Annotated in this window: 14 protein-coding genes; 8 read left to right on the forward strand and 6 right to left on the reverse strand. The window is 73.7% G+C overall.

Annotated features, from left to right (window positions below):
- Position 1: 1 nt before the first annotated feature.
- The 3 genes from ACYVKX_RS10020 to ACYVKX_RS10030 all read right to left on the reverse strand — a co-directional run bounded on the left by ACYVKX_RS10020 (position 2) and on the right by ACYVKX_RS10030 (position 2,897).
- On the reverse strand, positions 2-1,039 hold the full coding sequence (locus tag ACYVKX_RS10020) for a phosphotransferase family protein (protein ID WP_460831484.1): 1,038 nt from the start codon (positions 1,037-1,039) through the stop codon (positions 2-4).
- On the reverse strand, positions 1,036-1,824 hold the full coding sequence (locus tag ACYVKX_RS10025; RefSeq protein ID WP_460831486.1) for an SDR family oxidoreductase: 789 nt from the start codon (positions 1,822-1,824) through the stop codon (positions 1,036-1,038). Before ACYVKX_RS10025 ends, ACYVKX_RS10020 begins: the two co-directional genes overlap by 4 nt.
- An 86-nt stretch (positions 1,825-1,910) precedes the next feature.
- The gene (locus ACYVKX_RS10030; RefSeq protein WP_460831490.1) at positions 1,911-2,897 is read right to left on the reverse strand and encodes a phosphatase PAP2 family protein; all 987 of its coding nucleotides are present in this window, start codon (positions 2,895-2,897) and stop codon (positions 1,911-1,913) included.
- 92 nt (positions 2,898-2,989) lie between these two features.
- On the opposite strand from ACYVKX_RS10030, the gene ACYVKX_RS10035 reads away from it, so the two are divergent.
- The 5 genes from ACYVKX_RS10035 to ACYVKX_RS10055 all read left to right on the forward strand — a co-directional run bounded on the left by ACYVKX_RS10035 (position 2,990) and on the right by ACYVKX_RS10055 (position 8,211).
- On the forward strand, positions 2,990-3,499 hold the full coding sequence (locus ACYVKX_RS10035; protein WP_460831493.1) for a SigE family RNA polymerase sigma factor: 510 nt from the start codon (positions 2,990-2,992) through the stop codon (positions 3,497-3,499).
- On the forward strand, positions 3,489-4,127 hold the full coding sequence (locus tag ACYVKX_RS10040) for a hypothetical protein (RefSeq protein ID WP_460831495.1): 639 nt from the start codon (positions 3,489-3,491) through the stop codon (positions 4,125-4,127). The genes ACYVKX_RS10035 and ACYVKX_RS10040 overlap by 11 nt, the downstream gene beginning before the upstream one ends.
- Before the next feature lie 42 nt (positions 4,128-4,169).
- Positions 4,170-5,897: an ABC-F family ATP-binding cassette domain-containing protein gene (locus ACYVKX_RS10045; protein ID WP_460831499.1), complete on the forward strand. Its 1,728-nt coding sequence runs from the start codon at positions 4,170-4,172 to the stop codon at positions 5,895-5,897.
- Positions 5,894-6,919: a GNAT family N-acetyltransferase gene (locus ACYVKX_RS10050; protein WP_460831501.1), complete on the forward strand. Its 1,026-nt coding sequence runs from the start codon at positions 5,894-5,896 to the stop codon at positions 6,917-6,919. Before ACYVKX_RS10045 ends, ACYVKX_RS10050 begins: the two co-directional genes overlap by 4 nt.
- 110 nt (positions 6,920-7,029) lie before the next feature.
- A complete protein-coding gene (locus ACYVKX_RS10055; protein ID WP_460831503.1) occupies positions 7,030-8,211 on the forward strand; it encodes an MFS transporter in 1,182 nt (393 codons plus the stop codon).
- 75 nt (positions 8,212-8,286) lie between these two features.
- Here the strand turns inward: ACYVKX_RS10055 and ACYVKX_RS10060 are convergent, their stop codons facing one another.
- On the reverse strand, positions 8,287-9,531 hold the full coding sequence (locus ACYVKX_RS10060; RefSeq protein ID WP_460831505.1) for a S1C family serine protease: 1,245 nt from the start codon (positions 9,529-9,531) through the stop codon (positions 8,287-8,289).
- Between the two features lie 204 nt (positions 9,532-9,735).
- Between ACYVKX_RS10060 and ACYVKX_RS10065 the strand changes: the two genes are divergently transcribed.
- Genes ACYVKX_RS10065 through ACYVKX_RS10075 form a run of 3 tightly spaced genes read left to right on the forward strand, consistent with a single transcriptional unit; the run spans position 9,736 to position 17,492 of the window.
- The gene (locus ACYVKX_RS10065) at positions 9,736-12,288 is read left to right on the forward strand and encodes a choice-of-anchor A family protein (RefSeq protein WP_460831507.1); all 2,553 of its coding nucleotides are present in this window, start codon (positions 9,736-9,738) and stop codon (positions 12,286-12,288) included.
- Positions 12,289-12,346: 58 nt separating this feature from the next.
- Entirely contained in the window at positions 12,347-16,144 is a 3,798-nt protein-coding gene (locus ACYVKX_RS10070) for a Pls/PosA family non-ribosomal peptide synthetase (protein WP_460831510.1), read from the forward strand.
- Positions 16,145-16,169: 25 nt separating this feature from the next.
- A complete protein-coding gene (locus tag ACYVKX_RS10075; RefSeq protein WP_460831512.1) occupies positions 16,170-17,492 on the forward strand; it encodes a M1 family metallopeptidase in 1,323 nt (440 codons plus the stop codon).
- On the opposite strand, the gene ACYVKX_RS10080 is transcribed toward ACYVKX_RS10075, so the two are convergent.
- Both ACYVKX_RS10080 and ACYVKX_RS10085 read right to left on the reverse strand, forming a co-directional pair.
- Positions 17,443-17,883, reverse strand: coding sequence for a 4'-phosphopantetheinyl transferase family protein (locus ACYVKX_RS10080; RefSeq protein WP_460831515.1), 441 nt, complete (start codon positions 17,881-17,883; stop codon positions 17,443-17,445). The two genes, ACYVKX_RS10075 and ACYVKX_RS10080, sit on opposite strands and share 50 nt — an antisense overlap.
- 29 nt (positions 17,884-17,912) lie before the next feature.
- Positions 17,913-19,202 carry a citrate synthase gene (locus ACYVKX_RS10085; RefSeq protein ID WP_460831518.1) on the reverse strand — a complete coding sequence of 430 codons (1,290 nt, stop codon included), beginning with the start codon at positions 19,200-19,202 and terminating at the stop codon, positions 17,913-17,915.
- Positions 19,203-19,430 lie beyond the last annotated feature (228 nt).

Below are 19,430 nucleotides of genomic sequence, written 5' to 3' on the forward strand. Positions count from 1 at the left end.
GTCATTCCTTCCCGAGGGCCTCGAGCCCTGCGGCGATCAGTGGGTCGAAGCCGGCGCCGATCCGGTCGAAGCCCTCGCCGACCGTGGCGCCCTGCAGGAAGCGGTAGTGGATCCCCTCGAGGATCACCGCGAGCTTGAAGTAGGCGAGCCCGAGGTGGAACCCCATCCCGGAGCTGAGGTCCCCGAGGTCGCGACCGCGCGCGGCGGCGTACGTCGCCAGGTGCTCCTCGACCGACGGGTAGCCCGGCGCCTGCGCGACGTCGGACACGAGCCCGCCCGGTGCCAGCGACGAGAGCTGGTCGTAGACCAGCAGCAGCGCCAGGTCGGTGCGTACGTCGCCCAGCGTGGCCATCTCCCAGTCCACGACCGCCCGGACGTGGTCGTCGTCGCCCGTGAGCAGGTTGTCGAGGCGGTAGTCGCCGTGCACGATCCCGGTCCAGGCATCGTCGTCGGCCGGCACCCGCGCGGTCAGCCGCCGGTGCAGCTCGTCGGCGGCCGGCCGGTCGGCGGTCTTCGAGCCCTCGAGCTGCCGGCCCCAGCGGCGTACCTGCCGCTCCAGGAAGCCGGCCGGGCGGCCGAGCTCCGCGAGCCCGACCGCCGCCGGGTCGACACAGTGCAGCCGCGCGAGCACCTCGACCATCTCGCGCGCGATCGCCGCGGTGCGCTCCTCGCCGAGCGCCGCGAGCTGGCCCGAGGAGCGGTACGCCGTGCCGAGCACGCGCTCCATCACGTAGAACGGCGCCCCGATCACGTCGGGGTCGGCGCAGTGCGCGTAGGTCTGCGGCACCGGCACGTCGGTCGGGGCGAGCGCCGACATCGCGGTGTACTCCCGGCCCATGTCGTGCGCGGTCGCCTGCACATGGCCGAGCGGCGGGCGCCGCACGATCCACCACGAGTCTCCGTCGGTGACCTGGTAGGTGAGGTTGGACCGGCCGCCCGCGATCACCTGCGCGGACAGCTCGCCGGCGATCTCGCCGGGCCGCTCGCCGTCGTACCAGCGGCGGAACGCGGCCAGGTCGAGCCCCGGGGTGTCGCTCATGCGAGTCCTCCTGCCTCGTCGACCTTCCGCTGGAGCCGGCGCATGCCGGCCAGCCACGTCTCGGTGTCGCTCGCCCGGGCGGCGTAGTAGCCCGCGACCTCGGGGTGGGGGAGGACCAGGAAGCGGCCCTCCTCGATCGCCGCGAACGCCGCGTCCGCGACCTGCTCCGGCTCGAGCGCGGAGTCGCGGGAGAGCAGTGCCTGCAGGGGCCCGGCGTCCTCGAGCATCCGCGTCCGCACGCCCTGCGGGCAGATCGCGTGGACGTCGATGCCGCGCGCGCCGTAGGTCACCGAGAGCCACTCGGCGAAGCCGACGGCGGCGTGCTTCGTCACGGAGTACGGCGCGCTGCCGATCATCGTCAGCAGGCCGGCCGCGGACGCGGTGACGACGAACCGGCCGCCGCCGCCGTCCGCCAGCCACCGCGGCACGAGTGCGCGGGCGGCTCGGACGTGGGCCATCACGTTGACGCCGACGATCCGGTCCCAGACGTCGTCGGGGGTCTGCAGGCTGTCCGGTCCGCCGGCGCCGTCGATGCCGGCGTTCGCGAAGAACACGTCGACCCGGCCGAGCGTCTCGGCCGCGGCCTCGATGAGCGACTCCGGCGCGGTGACGTCGCCGGAGATCGCGGTGCCGCCGATCTCCCCGGCCACGGCCTCCGCGCTGTCGGCGTCCAGGTCGTTGACCACGACCCGCGCACCGTCGGCCGCCGCCCGCGACGCGAGCGCGCGGCCGATGCCGCGGCCGGCGCCGGTGACGACGACGCCCTTGCCGGACAGTCCCTGCACGTGCGCCTCCTTCTGACGGACTAAGCGCCTGCCTACCATGCGCATGGTGGGCGCTGGTGGGTATCGACCCACACCCCCGGCCGGGGTCAGCCTCCGGGTGGAGCGGACCGGGGTGCAGCCCGGTCGCGGCTGCTCTCCCACATCTGGCAGCCGGCGAGTACGGCGGCGGCCAGCACCGCGCCGGCGATGATGTCGATGACGTAGTGCTCGCCGTAGTAGACGAGCGCGGTGGACATCAGCAGCGGATAGAGCAGGAGCAGCCAGCGCCAGGACGACCGCAGCCGCTGGATCGCGTAGCCGGCGATCAGGAAGGTGATCCCGGCGTGCAGCGACGGCATCGCCGCGACCGGGTTGCCGACGCCCTGGAGGATCAGGTCGATCCGGTCCAGGCCGAGGTCGCGCCAGCCGCGGCTGGTCAGCCGGGCCACGTCGCCGTCCAGCCACCCCTCCTCCGAGGCCATCCACGGCGGCGCCATCGGGTAGAGGATGTAGACCGCGAGCGCGCCGAAGTTGATCGCCAGGTAGCGCCGCATCCAGCGGATCCACTCGGCCCGCTTGCGCACCCACAGCACCGCCGCGATGGTCAGGCCGGTGACGAAGTGGGTCGCGTAGACGGTCGTGAACAGCACGTCGTACCAGCGCGGCTCGCTCTCCTTCAGGCACGGCGAGCCGCACCAGGCCTCCTGGAGCCGCTCGGTGGGCGTCTGCCCGAGGCCGAGCCACTCGTCGAAGCGGATCGGCATGTAGACGTGCACCGGCAGCCCGAGCTCGTCGGTGAGGCCGCGGCTGAAGAAGTAGACGATCAGCCCGACGACCGGCAGCCACCAGTCCCGGAGGAAGTTCAGGTGGTAGCGCGGCTGCGCCTCGACGTTCCACGCGATGGTGCCGAGCCACAGCCACAGGAACACCTGGACGGTGTCGTTCGGGACGCCGAGGACGTCGGACCACACGACCAGCGCGACGGTGTACGCCGCCATCGCGATCGCGCGCACCTTGCGGCGGGTGCGCGGGAGGGGGACGGGCCGCAGATCGTGGGCGACAGGCGTCACCGCCTCCTCCGCGCCCCGTGTCATGCAGGGGATTCTAGGGATGCTCGCAACAGGATCGGGCCGAGCGGCGTTGACAGGGCATGGAGGTGGTCGCCCAGCCGAGCGAGAGGAGGCCCATGGTCGAGCCCGCACCGCTGGACTTCGACGAGTGGGTCGCCGCGCGCGGGCCGGGCCTGCTGCGGCTCGCGCACCTGCTCACCGGCAACCGCGCCGACGCCGAGGACGTCGTGCAGGACGCGCTGTCCCGCGCGCTGCCGCGCTGGTCGCGGATCGCGGCGGTCGAGGACCCGGACGCCTACGTGCGCCGGATGGTCGTCAACGCGCACACCTCTTGGTGGCGGCGCTTCCGCCGCCGCGAGCAGCCGGTGGCCGACCCGGTCGTCGCCGGGGAGGTCGCCGGTCCGGGCGGCGGGATCGCCGCCGACGAGCGGGAGCGCATCTGGCGGGCCTGCCGCGCGCTCCCCGAGGCGCAGCGGACCGCCGTGGTGCTGCGCTACTACGAACAGCTGGAGTACGCCGAGATCGCGGCGCTCACCGGCGTCCGCGAGGGGTCGGTGCGCTCGCGCGTGTCCCGCGGCCTCGCCGCGCTGCGGGCCGAGCTCGAGGAGGACCGAGATGCTGACTGACTTCGAACGACGGGTGAGCGACGCACTGGTCGCCGCGCCCCCCGGTGTGGACGCGACCGGTCTGGCCGACCGGGCCCGCCGGCGGTGGCGCCGGCGCCGGCTGCGGGGCATCGGCGTGGCCGGGGTCGCCGTCGTGGTCGTGGGGATCCCGGCCGGAGCGATGCTGCCTCGCATCGAGCCCGATCGCGAGCCGCCTCAGGTGGTCCCCGCGACCACCGACCCGTCGCCGGAGGTGCCCGGAGTCCCGGCCGGCTGGCAGCGGGTCACTTGGCGCGACCTCGAGGCGTACGTGCCGGCGGACTGGCGGGACGGCTCGCGCGCCGCCTGGTGCGCCAACGGCGGCTCGGCCCTGGACGCCCGGGTCGAGCGACCGGGCCAGCCCCGCCACGACATCCGCTGCGTCAGGCCCAACTACTCCTACGGCATCACCCTCGGCAACGATGCCTCGGCGGCCCGTCTCGCCTACCCGAGCGGCCAGGTCTGGCGCTACCAGGCCGGCGACGTCGAGATGTACGAGTCGGGCAGCTGGCTGGGCTACTGGTACGACGCCGAGCGGATGGTCTGGGTCAACGCCGACGACCGCGAGACCGTCGAGCGGATCCTCGCGACCGTGCGCCGCCTGCCGTAAAGCAGGTGACCGCCGCGGGCCCATCACGGAGAATCCTCCGACGTGGGACACGTGGACGTGGCCGGGGTGCGCTACGAGCTGCCCGACGGGAGGGTGCTGCTCGACGACGTGTCGTTCCGGGTCGGCGAGGGCGCCAAGGTCGCGCTCGTGGGGGCGAACGGCGCCGGCAAGACGACCCTGCTGCGCCTCATCGCCGGCGGCCTGACGCCGCACGCCGGGGTCGTCACCCGCTCCGGCGGGCTTGGCGTGATGCGGCAGCTGGTCTCACACGGGCTCGGCGAGTCGCCGACCGTCGCCGACCTGCTGCTGTCGGTGTCGCCGCCGCGCATTTGCGCTGCTTCGGCAGAGGTCGACGCCTGCGAGCTCGCGCTGATGGAGACCGACGACGAGCGGACCCAGCTGCGGTACGCCGCCGCGCTGGCCGAGTACGCCGACGCGGGCGGCTACGACCTCGAGGTCGCCTGGGACGTCTGCGCGACGGCCGCCCTCGGCGTCTCCTACGACCGGGCCAAGTACCGCGAGCTGCGCACGCTCTCCGGCGGCGAGCAGAAGCGGCTGGTGCTGGAGTACCTGCTCCGCGGCCCCGACGAGGTGCTGCTGCTCGACGAGCCCGACAACTACCTCGACGTGCCCGGCAAGGTCTGGCTCGAGGGCCGGATCGGCGAGTCGGACAAGACGATCCTGATGATCAGCCACGACCGCGAGCTGCTGAGCAACACCGCCACCCGGGTGGTGACGGTCGAGCTGGCCAGTGGTGGGCAGGGCGCCGGCAACACGGTCTGGACCCATCCCGGCGGCTTCTCGTCGTACCACGAGGCGCGCCGCGACCGCTTCCTCCGCTTCGAGGAGATGCGCAAGCGCTGGGACGAGGAGCACGCCAAGCTCAAGCAGCTGGTGCTGCACTACAAGATCAAGTCCGAGTACAACGACGGCATGGCCTCGCAGTACCGCGCGGCGCAGACCCGTCTCCGCAAGTTCGAGGAGGCCGGGCCGCCGACGAAGCAGCCGCGCGAGCAGCAGGTGACGATGCGGCTGACGGGTGGCCGCACGGGCAAGCGCGCGGTCGTGTGCGAGGGGCTCGAGCTCTCTGTCGATGGGGGCGGAGGGCTGATGAGGCCCTTCGACCTCGAGGTCTGGTACGGCGAGCGGGTGGCCGTGCTCGGTTCCAACGGCTCGGGCAAGTCCCACTTCCTGCGGTTGCTGGCGGCGGGCGGCACCCGGCCGGACAGGGAGCACGAGCCGGTAGGAGACGTCGTGATCGAGCCGGTGCTGCACCGGGGCACGGCGCGCCTGGGCGCGCGGGTGCGGCCGGGCTGGTTCGTGCAGACCCACGAGCACCCCGAGCTGATCGGCCGGACGCTGCTGGAGGTCCTGCACCGCGGCGACGGCCGGCCGGACGGGCGGGGCCGCGACGGCATGGGCCGCGAGCAGGCCAGCCGGGCGCTGGACCGCTACGAGCTCGCGCACGCCGCGGAGCAGACGTTCGAGTCGCTCAGCGGCGGCCAGCAGGCGCGCTTCCAGATCCTGCTCCTGGAGCTGTCCGGCGCGACCCTGCTGCTGCTCGACGAGCCGACCGACAACCTCGACGTGCAGTCGGCCGAGGCGCTGGAGGACGGGCTCGCCGCGTTCGAGGGCACCGTGCTCGCGGTGACCCACGACCGCTGGTTCGCCCGCGGCTTCGACCGGTTCCTCGTCTACGGCGCGGACGGCGAGGTCTACGAGTCCGACGGTCCCGTCTGGGACGAGGGAAGGGTCCGGCGCGTCCGATGACCGACCTGCAGATCGTCCCGCTCGACCCGTTCGACCGCGACGCCTTCGACGCCTGGCACGACGCCTACCTCCGGGCCGAGTCCGCGTCGGGCGCCGGCTCGCCGTGGCAGCTGGAGGAGATCCGCGTCCTCATGCAGGAGCCCGGCGAGCGCAACCTGCAGCTCGGCTGGTCGGGCCTCGTCGGCGGCCGCGTCGTGGCAGCCGGCTTCCTGCGCGCGCCGCTCCAGGACAACCCCGACCGTGCCGAGGTCGCCGTGCACACCGTGCCCGAGGCGCGCCGCCGTGGCCACGGCACCGCGATGCTGGCCCACCTGGAGGCGACGGCCCGTGAACACGGACGGAGCATCCTGGTCGGCGAGGCGGCCTGGGGGTACGCCGACGGCCCGGACGGCGGCGACGCGGACGGTCCCCGGTTCGCGACCGCGCGCGGCTTCGACCTCGCGCTCGGCGACGTGATGCGCGAGCTGCGGCTCCCGGTCCCCGACGGCATGCTCGAGGAGATGGTGGCCGAGGCGGCGCCGTACCACCGCGACTTCGAGCTGCGCAGCTTCGTCGGCCCGGTGCCCGAGGATCTGGTCGAGGGCTGGGCGCGGCTGGCCGCGTCGCTGGTGACCGAGGCGCCGACCGGTGGCCTGGACGTCGAGGCCGAGGCGGCCGACCCGGCGCTGGTGCGGGAGGCGGAGCGGATCCTCGAGCGCCAGGGCCGGCGGAAGTACAACACCGTCGCGCTCGACGGTGCGGGCGAGCTGGTCGCCTACACCGACCTCGCGACGACGATCCACGAGCCGGGGCGCGGCTACCAGTGGGGCACGCTCGTGCGCCGCGACGCACGCGGGCACCGGCTCGGCCTCGCCGTGAAGCTCGCGAACCTGCGGCTGCTCCAGGCCGAGCGCCCGGACATCGAGGTGCTGACGACCTACAACGCCGAGGTCAACACGCACATGATCGGGGTCAACGAGCGGCTCGGCTTCCGCCCCGTCGCCCGACTCGGGGAGTTCCAGAAGCGCCTGGTCGGTCGCTAGGGTCATGACCATGACCCTCCGGAACCACTAGGACGCCCGCAGCCGGCCCGTGACGGCCGGCTGCCCTGCCCTGCGTCCATCTGTCTCTCTCTCGATTCCGGAGATCCCTCATGACCGGCGTTTCCGACGCCGGGAGCATCCGCCTGCTGCTGGCCGGCCCCGCAGTGGGGCGAACCTTCGCGTTCGCCCTCGTGGGCCGACTGGCCTACGGCCTGCTCCCGCTCTGCTTCCTCTTCACCGTCCGCGATGCCAGCGGCTCGTTCACCGTCGCCGCGGCATCAGCAGCGACCCTGGGCTTCGCCACCCTGGTGATGCCAGTCCAGTCAGGGCTCGTCGACCGCTACGGGCAGCGGCGGGTGCTGCCCGTGTTCGCGGCGTGCTACGCCTCCACGCTCGTGTTCGGCGCCGTCCTCGCCCGGACCGCGCTCCCGGCCGGGGTCTGGATCGTCCTCGGCCTGCTCCTCGGCCTGACCGGACCCGCGCTCGGTCCCGCGATGCGTGCCCAGTGGAGGGAGATCGCGGCCGACGGGCCGCAACGCCGGCGCGCGTACTCGCTCGACTCGGTGGGCGAGGAGGCGCTCTACCTCGTTGGCCCCATCGTGGCCGGCGTCGTCCTCGCGCTCGGCCCGGCCTGGGTCGGGCTGCCGGTTGCCGCCGGGCTCGTCGCCGTCGGCACGACCGCACTGGCGCTCTCGCGGTACCGGCCTCCGGCTGCCCGCGCCGAACGGGGGCCGGACCGGGCAGCACCCGGCCGCCGTTCCGTCGTCCGCCCGCTGCTCGGGCTGCTGGCGTCGCTGGCCCTCTTCGGAGCCGGCGGCGCCGCAGTGTTCGTCGGCATTGCGGCGCTGGCCGACCGGGCAGGGCGTCCCGGGGTCGCCGGTGTCATCGAGGCCGCGATGGCGACCGGGGTGGTGGTCGGCGGTCTGGTCTGGGCTCGATCGGGGGTCGCCGACCCGTCCCGCCGGACCCTGGTGACGCTCCTCGTCTGGCTCGCGCTCGGGCAGGCGGCAGCGGCCGGGGTGACGACGAGCCTCGTGCTGGTCGGGGCCGTGCTCGCGGCCGGGATGCTGGCCGCGTCGCCGGTCTACGTCATCGCCTTCTCGACCGCGGACGACCTCGTACCGGCGGAGCAGCGGACCGAGGCGAGCACGTGGGTCACCGTCGGCGCGAACGCGGGCACCGCCACGGGGACCGCGGTGGCCGGCCTGGCCGTCGGGATGGGTGGCGCCGCACCGTTCGTGCTGGCCGGGGTCCTCACCGCCGCCGCCGCCGCCCTGGTCGCCCTGCTCTGAGCAGGCAATGGGCCCCACCGCGCGACGGAGACGGTCCTGCGCGGTGGGGCCCGGCCCTCCTCGGGGCCGACGAGGTCAGGAGTTGGACGTGTTCGCGTCCGAGTCCAGCTCGAGCTTGACGGTCTTCGTGTCGCCGTCGCGGGTGTAGGTGACGGAGACCGTGTCGCCGGGCCGGTAGGACCGGATGGTGGCGACGAGCGAGTCGGCGCCGGTGATGAGCTGGTCGTCGACCTTGGTGATCACGTCGCCCTTGGCGATGCCGGCGTCGTCGGCGGTCGAGCCCGTGGTGACGTCCTGCACCTGCGCGCCGGCGACGGCCTCGGCGCCCTGCTGACCGCCCACGTCGGCGACGGAGATGCCGAGCCGGGCGTGGGTGGGCTGCTCGCCGTTCCGCATCTGGTCGATGATCGGCATGATCTCGTCCATCGGGATCGCGAAGCCGAGACCGATCGATCCGGCCTCGCCCTCCGAGGAGGCCGCGCTGCGGATCGAGGAGTTGATGCCGACGACGTTGCCGTCGAGGTCGGTCAGTGCGCCGCCGCTGTTGCCGGGGTTGATCGCCGCGTCGGTCTGGATGGCCGGGTAGGTCGTGCTGTTGCCCTGGTTGTCGGAGCCGACGTTCACCGGGCGGTCGAGCGCGGAGACGATGCCGCTGGTGACGGTGGAGTCGAGGCCGAACGGCGAGCCGATCGCCACCACGCTCTGGCCGACCTTCAGGTCGCCGGACTTGCCGATGGTGGCCGGCGTGAGCCCCGAGACGCCCTGGGCCTTGATGACGGCGGTGTCGGTGAGCGGGTCGGTGCCGACGATCGTGGCCTTGGCCGTCGAGCCGTCGTTGAACGAGACGCTGATCGAGCCACTGTCGCCGGCCACCGCGATGACGTGGTTGTTGGTGAGGATCTCGCCGTCGGAGCTGAGGATGATGCCCGAGCCGGAGCCCGCGCCCTGGGCGCCGGAGACGTCGATCTTCACGACCGACGGGAGCACCTTGGCGGCGACCGCCTCGACCGAGCCGTCGGCCGCCGGAGAGGTCGGAGCGTCGACCACCTGCGAGGTCGCGATCGGGCCACTGCCGTTGCCGCCGCCGGAACCGCCGTCGTCCAGGGAGCTCCAGATCGCGGCCCCGCCGGCGCCGGCACCGCCGCCGACCACCAGGGCGGTCGCGACGACCGCGGCCGCGAGCCCGGTCCGGCGGGAGCGACGCGGACGCTCCGGCGGTGGGAGCGTCGAGGTCGGGGGGCCCTCCGGCGGCGGCCCCAGGGGAGCGGGGGAGAAGTACGGGTTGTGGCCCGGGGGCGGCGTCGTCGGCTGGTCGGTCATGCCGCAACTGTGTGGGGGGCGTCTGTGACCTTGCTGAGACCCCGCTTGGTGCCGACGAAGAACCCCTGTCGCGAGCGACCTCGTCGAGAGCAGGTCGAGGGCAACTGGTCCAGTCCGGTCCGCCCCGATTTCGCGGATCCTCCCGTGCGCGCCACGATCGACTGGCACCGTCGGAGGTGCAGACCTACCTGGGGGGTAGACCGAATGAGCACGTCTGGGTCCTCGCGCGTGTCGCGCGCGCTTCGTCTTCCGGCCATCGTCGCCGCCCTCGCCTGTGGCCTCGGCGCACTCGCCGTGCTCCAGGCGAGTGGTACCGGCGCGGCCGCCACCACGCCGGTGGCGTGCACGGCGACCTCGAACCCGCTGGGCGCCGCCACCGGCTGGACCGAGTTCGTCGAGACCGACGGCAACCGGGGCGCGGAGTCCGAGGGCTCCATCGCCTACGGCGGCAGCTTCAGCGGCAGCGGCTTCACGGTCGGCACGTTCCTGCCGACGACCACGCCACCCAGCACGCCGACCCTGGTCGTCGCGGGCTCTCACGGCTCCTTCAACCTCCAGCGCGGCAGCGCCTACGTCACCCCGCAGACCAACGTGAACTTCAACGGCGGTCCCGGGACCGGCTACCTCGCCAGCAACCCCGTGGACTTCGGTACGGCGTTCACGCAGCTGCGGGCCACGTCGGCGACGTTCGCGGCGTACTCGCCGAACGGCACCGCCACCACGGTGACCAGCAACCCGCTCCCCGGCGGCCAGGTCACGCTCGTCCTCTCCGGCACCGACCCGGACCTCAACGTCTTCCAGATCGCGGCCGCCGACCTCGGCAGCAAGCAGGTCGGCATCGACGTGCCCCAGGGCTCGACCGTGATCGTGAACGTCACCGGCACCGCGCCGTCGTTCAACAACAACATGCTGATCAAGCAGGGCTCGAGCTGGGACCAGGCCAGCGACGGCGTCGTCAAGCCGGGCCAGCAGACCGCGGCCGGCTGGCCGGGGATCCTCTGGAACTTCCCGGACGCCACATCGGTGCAGATCGACTCCGGCTCGGCGTTCGCCGGCACGGTGCTCGCGCCGGACGCCGCGGTGACCGTCGGCAACGCCGGCCACACGATCGGCCAGATGATCGCGAAGAGCTTCAGCTCGCAGCGCGAGACCCACCTCAACCTGTTCCCCTCGACCGTCTGCCTGCCCGGCCCGCCCAGCACGCCCGGCGACTCCGACGTGAGGATCGCCAAGACCGCGTCGGTCTCCAACCCGCAGGGCGGCGACTTCGTCACCTACACGCTGCTGGTCGAGAACGTCGGCGCCAGCCCGGCCGACGGCGTCGTCGTCACGGACCAGCTGCCGGCCGGGGTCACCTTCGACTCCGCGTCCGCGCCCTGCACGCAGAGCGGCGGCACGGTGACCTGCAACGTCGGCACGCTCGCGGCGGGAGCCTCGACCACGCTGTGGATCAAGGTGGTCGCCAACCCGGTCGCGGGCGCCGGACCGGTCTCGCAGCCGCAGGCGAACCACTGGGTCACGCCGTACAAGGCCGAGCAGCAGGTCGACCTCCAGCCCGGCGAGCAGAAGAGCGTCACGCTCAGCTGCAACCCCGGCGACATCCTCAGCGACGGCCAGTTCCGCGTCGACCAGGTCGACCAGGACACCGGCACCCTCGCCGACGACATCGAGATCCTCAGCTCGCAGCTCTCCGGCCTGGGCGTCGGCACCTGGAAGGGCGTCATCCGCAACGACGCCACCGGCCGCGCGCAGGCCAAGGCGTTCATCGTCTGCCTGCCGGCCCAGACCGAGCCGGCGGACCGCCAGACCGGCTACAGCGACAGCCACCGGCACCCGCTCTCGGCCGACCCGGCCCCGGTGACCAGCACCGCGACGTACGCCGCCGGCGAGCAGTCCGCCACGCTGACCTGCCCGGCGGGCACGATCCCGGTCGCGCCGGGCTTCGACGCCCCGGCCGGCGGCGTGGTGCTGCGCGGCTCGGAGTACGACGAGAGCAGCCCGCGCGACTGGAGGTTCACCCTCGACGTCGCCGCGCCGACCACCGTCACGCTGAGCGCGCGCTGCCTGCGGACCACGGTCGGCCCGGTCTACGGCCACACCCACGACCTGCGGTTCACCCACGTCGTGAAGACCTTCACGGTCGACGGCTTCACGGCCAAGGAGGGCGACGAGTTCAAGGTGTCCTGCCCCGACGACGCCAAGGGCGTCGTGGCGACCTGGGACCTGCCCAAGGGCCTGCGCCACTTCGGCAACGACCCGCGGCTCAAGGAGCGCGCGTTCCGGATCTTCAACGACACCGGGCAGGCCAAGCAGGTCACCCTCGACCTGCAGTGCCTGCGCGACCGCACCTCCACCGAGCGGATGGGCACGACCGACCCGGTCGTCGTACCCAACGTGGCCACGGTGACGTCGACGTCGGTCGACGCGAACCCGTTCAACAACAGCTCGACCGCCACGATCACCGTGCGGCCGGGCTCGTCGACGGCCAGCGTGCTCGGCAGCGGTCGGGTCGCCGCCGGCGCGTTCGCGGTGCGGGTCGCCTCGTCGATGCCGGGCCGGGGCGCGCTGACCGTGCGGTCGCGCGGCGCGCTGCTCGCCAAGGGCACCGTGGGGCTCAAGGCGGGCGGGACGACGGCGGCGCGGCTGAAGCTGACCTGGGCCGGCAAGGTCAAGCTCAGGAAGCTCGACCGGGTCACCGTCCGGGTCGACCCGACCCGCGGCCGGACGACCTCGCGGACGGTGCGCGTCCAGCGCTGAGAACACGTGCTGAGACGCGGTCACCGCCCGTTCACCTGACTCGGTGATGCTCGGCTGAGTGAGCCTGTTCCGTTCCGATGCCGCGCCCGCCCCGCGCACGCTGGTCGACGTCCTCCGCGCGACCGTGGCGGCCCACGGCGAGGAGACCGCGCTCGACAGCGGCGCCGACACGCTCACCTACGACGAGTTCGCGGAGGCGGCCGAGGAGGTCGCCGACGAGCTCGCCGCGCTCGGGGTGGGCCGGGGCGACCGGGTCGGCGTCCGCCTGCCGTCCGGCACCACCGAGCTCTACATCGCGATCATGGCGACGCTGCTCGCCGGGGCGGCGTACGTGCCCGTCGACGCCGACGACCCCGACGAGCGCGCCCGGCTGGTCTTCGGCGAGGCGGACGTCGCCGCCGTCATCGGCGCGGACCTCGCCGTCGAGGCCCGCGGCGAGCGGCCGGCGCGACCGCGCGAGGAGCCGACCATCGACGACGACGCGTGGGTGATCTTCACCTCCGGCTCGACCGGCACCCCCAAGGGCGTCGCGGTGACCCACCGCAGTGCGGCCGCGTTCGTGGACGCCGAGGCCCGGCTGTTCCTCCGGGCCGAGCCGCTCGGCCCGCGGGACCGGGTGATGGCCGGGCTGTCGGTCGCGTTCGACGCCTCCTGCGAGGAGATGTGGCTGGCCTGGCGGTACGGCGGCTGCCTGGTGCTGGCGCCGCGCGCGCTCGTGCGCAGCGGCATGGACGTCGGCCCCTGGCTCGCGGCCAACGAGGTCACGGTCGTCTCGACCGTGCCCACGCTCGTGTCGCTGTGGCCGGACGAGGCGCTGGCGCGGGTGCGGCTGCTGATCCTCGGGGGCGAGGCGTTCCCGCCCGAGCTGGCCGCGCGGCTGGTCCGGGAGGGCCGCGAGGTCTGGAACACCTACGGGCCGACCGAGGCGACCGTCGTCGCGTGCGGCGCGCTGGTGACCGGGGAGGGGCCGGTGCGGATCGGCCTGCCGCTGGACGGCTGGGACCTCGCGGTGGTCGACGGCGACGGCGTCCCGGTGCCGGAGGGCGCCACGGGCGAGCTGATCATCGGCGGCGTCGGCCTGGCCCGCTACCTCGACCCGGCCTTGGACGCCGAGAAGTACGCCCCGATGCCGAGCCTGGGCTGGGACCGCGCCTACCGCAGCGGCGACCTGGTCGTGAACGACCCGGCCGGCCTGCTCTTCGGCGGCCGCGCCGACGACCAGGTCAAGCTCGGCGGCCGCCGGATCGAGCTCGGCGAGGTCGACTCCGCCCTGCTGGCGCTGCCCGGGGTGCTCGGGGCGGCAGCCGCCGTCCGGCGTACCGGCTCGGGCAACCAGCTGCTGGTCGGCTACGTCGCCGTCGACGAGCGGCACGACGCCGCCGCCTCGATGGACACGCTGCGCCGCGAGCTGCCGGCCGCGCTCGTGCCCCGGCTCGCCGTGGTCGACGACATCCCCACCCGCACGTCCGGCAAGGTCGACCGGGACGCGCTGCCCTGGCCGCTGCTCGGGCCGGCCCCGGCGGCCTCGGGCCTCACCGGCACCGAGGCGCGGATCGCCGAGCTGTGGCTCGAGGTGCTCGGCGCCGCCGTGACCTCGCGCGAGGAGGACTTCTTCGACCTCGGCGGCGGCAGTCTCACCGCCGCGCAGCTGGTGTCGCTGCTGCGGCGCACGCACCCGGACGTCGCGGTCGGCGATGTCTACGACCACCCCACGCTCGGCGGGCTGGCCGGCCACGTGGACACGCTGGCGGCCGGACCCGACCGCGCGACCGCCCGCCCGGTGCTGCCGATCCCGGTCAAGACCCAGGCCGGCCAGGTCGTCGCCGCGACGCTGCTGCGCATGCTGGCCGCCCCGCGCTGGCTGGTGTGGCTGCTCGCCGCGGGCACGGTGGCGGGCGTCGACTGGCTGCCGTCGGCCGACTGGGTCTGGCTGGCGCTCGCCGCGCTCGTCCTGCTCACCCCGCCGGGCCGGATGCTGCTCGCCGCCGCGGGCGTGCGGCTGCTGCTGCGCGGCCTGACGCCGGGGGAGTACCCGCGCGGCGGCAGGGTGCACCTGCGGCTCTGGGCCGCCGAGCGGTACGCCGACCAGCTCGGCGCGACCGCGCTGGCCGGTGCGCCGTACATGACCTGGTACGCCCGGCTCCTCGGCGCCCGCATCGGCCGCGAGGTCGACCTCCACTCGCTCCCGCCCGTGACCGGCTTCCTGCGGCTCGGCCGGGGCTGCTCGGTCGAGCCCGAGGTCGACCTCACCGGCTACTGGGTCGACGGCGACGTGCTGCGCGTCGGCGAGGTCCGGGTCGGCAGGCGGGCCCGGGTGGGCGCCCGCAGCATGCTCTGCCCCGGCGCCGTCGTGGGCGACGACGCCGAGGTGGCGGCCGGGTCGGCGGTCTTCGGGACCGTGCCGGAGGGCGAGTTCTGGTCGGGCGCGCCGGCCGCGCGCGTGGCCGGCAGCGCCCGCGGCCCGTGGGCGGAGCGGCCGTCGGGCTCGGCGCTCTGGGTGGCGGCGTACGCCGTCGTCGCGGCCGTCCTCAACCTGCTGCCGGCGCTGGCGATCGGCGCCGTGGGCGGGGCGGTCCTCGCGCTCGCCGACCCCGGCGACGCGTGGTCGCTGCTGCCGTGGCTGGCGCCCGCGACCGTCGTCGCGCTCGTGCTGCTCGCGCTGCTGGTGGTGGCGGCCGTCCGGCTCGGCGCGCTCGGGCTCGAGGCCGGCGTGCACCCGGTCCGGAGCCGGCAGGGCCTCCAGGTGTGGGCGACGATGCGCGTGCTCGACGAGGCGCGGACCTGGCTGTTCCCCCTCTACTCCTCGCAGCTCACCCCGGTCTGGCTGCGGCTGCTGGGCGCCCGGATCGGCCGCGACGTCGAGGCGTCGACGGTGCTGATGCTGCCGTCGATGACCACCGTCAGCGACCTCGCCTTCCTCGCCGACGACACCCTCATCGGCGGCTACGAGCTCGGCGGCGGGTGGGTCCGCGTCGAGCGGGTGAAGATCGGCAAGCGGTCCTTCGTCGGCAACTCCGGGATGGCCGCGCCCGGCCGGAAGGTCCCGAAGCGGGCGCTGGTCGCGGTGCTCTCCGCGGCGCCGCACCGCAAGGCCGCGCGCGCCGGCGAGTCCTGGCTGGGCAGCCCGCCGGCCCCGCTGCGGCGTACCACTGCGACCGGGGACGACGACCGGACCTACGCGCCGCCGGCGCGCCTCAAGGCGGTCCGTGCGCTCTGGGAGCTGGCGCGGGTCGTGCCGGTGCTCGTCGCCGTCGCGCTGTACGGCGGCGTGGTGGTCGCCGCGCTCGCGGTCGACGACTGGTGGCAGATGCTCGCCGTGGTCGCCGCCGGACTGGTCGTCGGCAGCGTCCTCGCGGCCGCGGTGACGACCCTGGCGAAGTGGGCGCTGGTCGGCCGGGTGCGGCCGGGCAGCCATCCGCTGTGGAGCTCGTTCGTGTGGCGCAACGAGCTCGCCGACACCTTCGTCGAGGTGGTCGCGGCGCCGTGGTTCGCCCGGCTGGCGACCGGCACGCCGCTGCTGACGCTGTGGTTCCGCTCGATGGGCTCGGAGGTCGGTCGCGGGGTCTGGTGCGAGACCTACTGGCTGCCCGAGGCCGACCTGGTCCGGCTCGGCGCGGGCGCGACGGTCAACCAGGGCAGCGTCGTGCAGACTCATCTCTTCCACGATCGGGTACTGGCCACCGAGACCGTCCGGCTGCTCCGCGGCGCCACCCTGGGGCCGAACTCGGTGATCCTCCCCGCGGCGAGGATCGGGCGGCACGCTACGGTCGGGCCGGTGAGCCTGGTGATGAGGGGAGAGTCCGTGCCGGACAAGACGACGTGGATCGGCAACCCGATCGGGCCCTGGGCCGAATGAGTCGGGCCCGAACGAGTTGGGCACAGTGAGGCTGCCCACCGCCGACGACTACCTCCCGGGACACGGCGACCCGGTCTACCACGTCCGCCACTACGACCTCCAGCTCTCCTACGCCGTCGCGACCAACCGCCTCGACGGCGACGCCGCGCTCTCGGTCGTCACCGCCACGGAGACGAGGCGGCTGGTGCTCGACCTCGCGCACCTCGACGTGGCGAAGGTCCGGGTCGCCGGCGCCGACCTCGGTCGGTACGCCGCCCGCTCGGGCCGTCTCGTCCTCGACCTGCGCCGGCCGGTGGCCGCCGGCGCCGAGCTCACCGTGGGGGTCCGCTACTCCGGTCGGCCGCGGCCGCTGGTCGACCGGCACCTCGGCGACGCCGGCTGGGAGGAGCTGGCCGACGGCGTGATCGTCGCGGCCCAGCCGCACGGGTCGCCGACGTGGTTCCCCTGCAACGACCGCCCCGACGACAAGGCGTCCTACCGGATCGCGGTCACCACCGACGCCGGCTACGCCGTCGTCTCCAACGGAGTGCTGGCCGAGCGGACGCAGGGCGGCAGCACCGAGACCTGGGTCCACGAGCAGGCCGAGCCGATGGCGACCTACCTCGCCACCGTGCAGATCGGCCGCTACGCGCAGTGGCGTCCGCCGGCCGAGCCGGCCACCGGCGTACCCGTCCGGATCATGGCGCCCGGCGACCTGTCGCCGGAGGCGTTCGTCGCGGCGTTCGGGCGCCAGCACGAGATGATGGACGCCTTCGTCGACCTCTTCGGCCCCTACCCGTTCCCGGGCTACGCGGTCGTCGTCACCGGCGACGACCTCGAGATCCCGCTGGAGTCGCAGAGCCTGTCGACCTTCGGGCGCAACCTGGTCCGCGGCGACTGGGAGGCCACCCGGCTGGTCGCGCACGAGCTCGCGCACCAGTGGTTCGGCAACGCGGTCACCCTCGCCCGCTGGCGCGACATCTGGCTGCACGAGGGCTTCGCCTGCTACGCCGAGTGGCTCTGGTCCGAGCGCGCCGGCGACGAGCCCGCAGCCGTGCACGCGCGCCGGCACTGGGAGCGGCTCTCCGGCCTCGGGCAGGACTTGGTCCTCGCCGACCCCGGCCCGGAGCTGATGTTCGACGACCGGGTCTACAAGCGCGGCGCGCTGGCGCTGCACGCGCTGCGGCTGACCGTCGGCGACGGGGCGTTCTTCGACCTGCTGCGCGGCTGGGTCGCCGACCACACGGGCGCCTCGGTCACGACCGACGACTTCCTCGCCTACGCCGGCGACCGCACCGGCAGCGACGTGCGCGCGCTGCTCAGGCCGTGGCTGTACGACGCCCGGCTGCCGGTACTGCCCGCCAGCTGACCTCCGTCCCGGCCACGGTGCCCACGTAGCCGGGCGGCAGGTCGAGCGGCCGGGTCGGCAGGTCGGGCAGGTCTCGTGGGTCGCGGTGGAGGCCCTCCCCCGTGGCCTTGAGCAGCGCCTCGATGCGCGTCCAGGCCCGGCGGTCGCCGAACTCGCCCACCGGCGGCCCCTCCTCGGCCACGTCGATCCCCACGGGGCCGGCGCCGCTCCACGCGACCACGCCGAGCCGGCCGGCGTACGAGAGGGAGACGTGGACGTCCGCGCCCAGCACGCGCGGGCGGCCGTGGGCGGCGCTGCCGCACCGTGGGCACAGCCGGGCCACGTTGGTCGCGCCGGTCTCCGCGCGCAGCACCTCGTGCAGCAGGGCGCGGAGCGCGGCGCGCTCGCTCACGGGCGCAGTCGCGCGCTGCCCGAGCGAGCTCAGGCCCAGCGCTCGGCAGCGGGCACGAACTCCAGCGTGCGGTCGCCGGTGTAGATCTGCTTCGGGCGGGCGATCTTCTGCTCCTTGTCCTGGACCAGCTCGGACCACTGGGCCAGCCAGCCCGGGGTGCGGCCGATCGCGAACAGGACGGTGAACATCTCCGGCGGGAACTGGAACGCCTCGTAGATCAGGCCGGAGTAGAAGTCCACGTTGGGGTAGAGCTTGCGCTTGACGAAGTACTCGTCCTCCAGCGCGATCTTCTCCAGCTCCTGGGCGATCTCGAGGAGCGGGTTCACCCCGGTGACCTCGAAGACGTCGTCGCAGGCCTTCTTGATGATCGTGGCGCGCGGGTCGTAGTTCTTGTAGACCCGGTGGCCGAAGCCCATCAGCCGCTCGTTGCCGTCCTTCACGCCCTGGATGAACGCGGGGATGTTCTCCCTGCTGCCGATGCGCTTGAGCATCCGCAGGACCGCCTCGTTGGCGCCGCCGTGCAGCGGGCCGAAGAGGGCGCCGACGCCGGCGGCGACCGCGGAATAGGGGTCGACCTGCGAGGAGCCGACCGAGCGGACCGCGTTGGTCGAGCAGTTCTGCTCGTGGTCGGCGTGCAGGATGAACAGCACGTCGAGGGCCCGGACCAGGCGCTCGTCGGCGTCGAACCTCTGCTCGCTCATCTTGAACAGCATCGAGAGGAAGTTCGCGGTGTAGCTGAGCTCGTTGTCCGGGTAGACGAACGGCTTGCCCTGCGCGTGCCGGAACGACCAGGCGCCCAGGGTCGGCATCTTCGCGATCATCCGGACGATCTGCATGTGCCGGTTGTCGGCGTCGCCGATGTTGCGCGCGTCGGGGTAGAACGTCGACAGGGCCCCGACCGACGCCATCAGCATCCCCATGGGGTGCGCGTCGTACCGGAAGCCCTGCATGAACTCCTTGACGTTCTCGTGCACGAACGTGTGGTAGGTGATCTCGTGCACCCACGCCTCGTACTCCGCCTTGGTGGGGAGCGTGCCGTGGACGAGGAGATAGGCCACCTCGAGGAACGTCGACTTCTCGGCGAGCTGCTCGATCGGGTAGCCGCGGTACTCCAGGATGCCCTGGTCGCCGTCGATGTAGGTGACGGAGCTGCGACAGGAGGCCGTGTTCACGAATCCGGGGTCGTAGACGGCCAGGCCCGGGGTCTCGTCGTCGGTCTTGATCTTGCCCAGATCCGCGGCCTTGATGGTGCCGTCGGTGATCGGGACCTCGTACTCCTGTCCGGTGCGGTTGTCGCGGACGGTGAGAGATTCAGTCACCCTCTCAACCTAGACTGCGGCCCCAGGGTCTGCGAACCCGGAGTCCGGTCAGCGGGCAGTGGGAGAGTGTCACCCACCCTTCGTAGGCGGCGAGTCGCGACGCCGTGATCGATACTGGATCGACCTCGTCCGGGTCGTCGCCGGGCCGACTGGCGGGCTCCAGGCGACCACGCGCCGTCCTGGGAATGAGTTCTCGGGGATCAGCGCCGGCACTTCTCGGGAGGTAGG

Source organism: Nocardioides hungaricus, assembly GCF_054782915.1.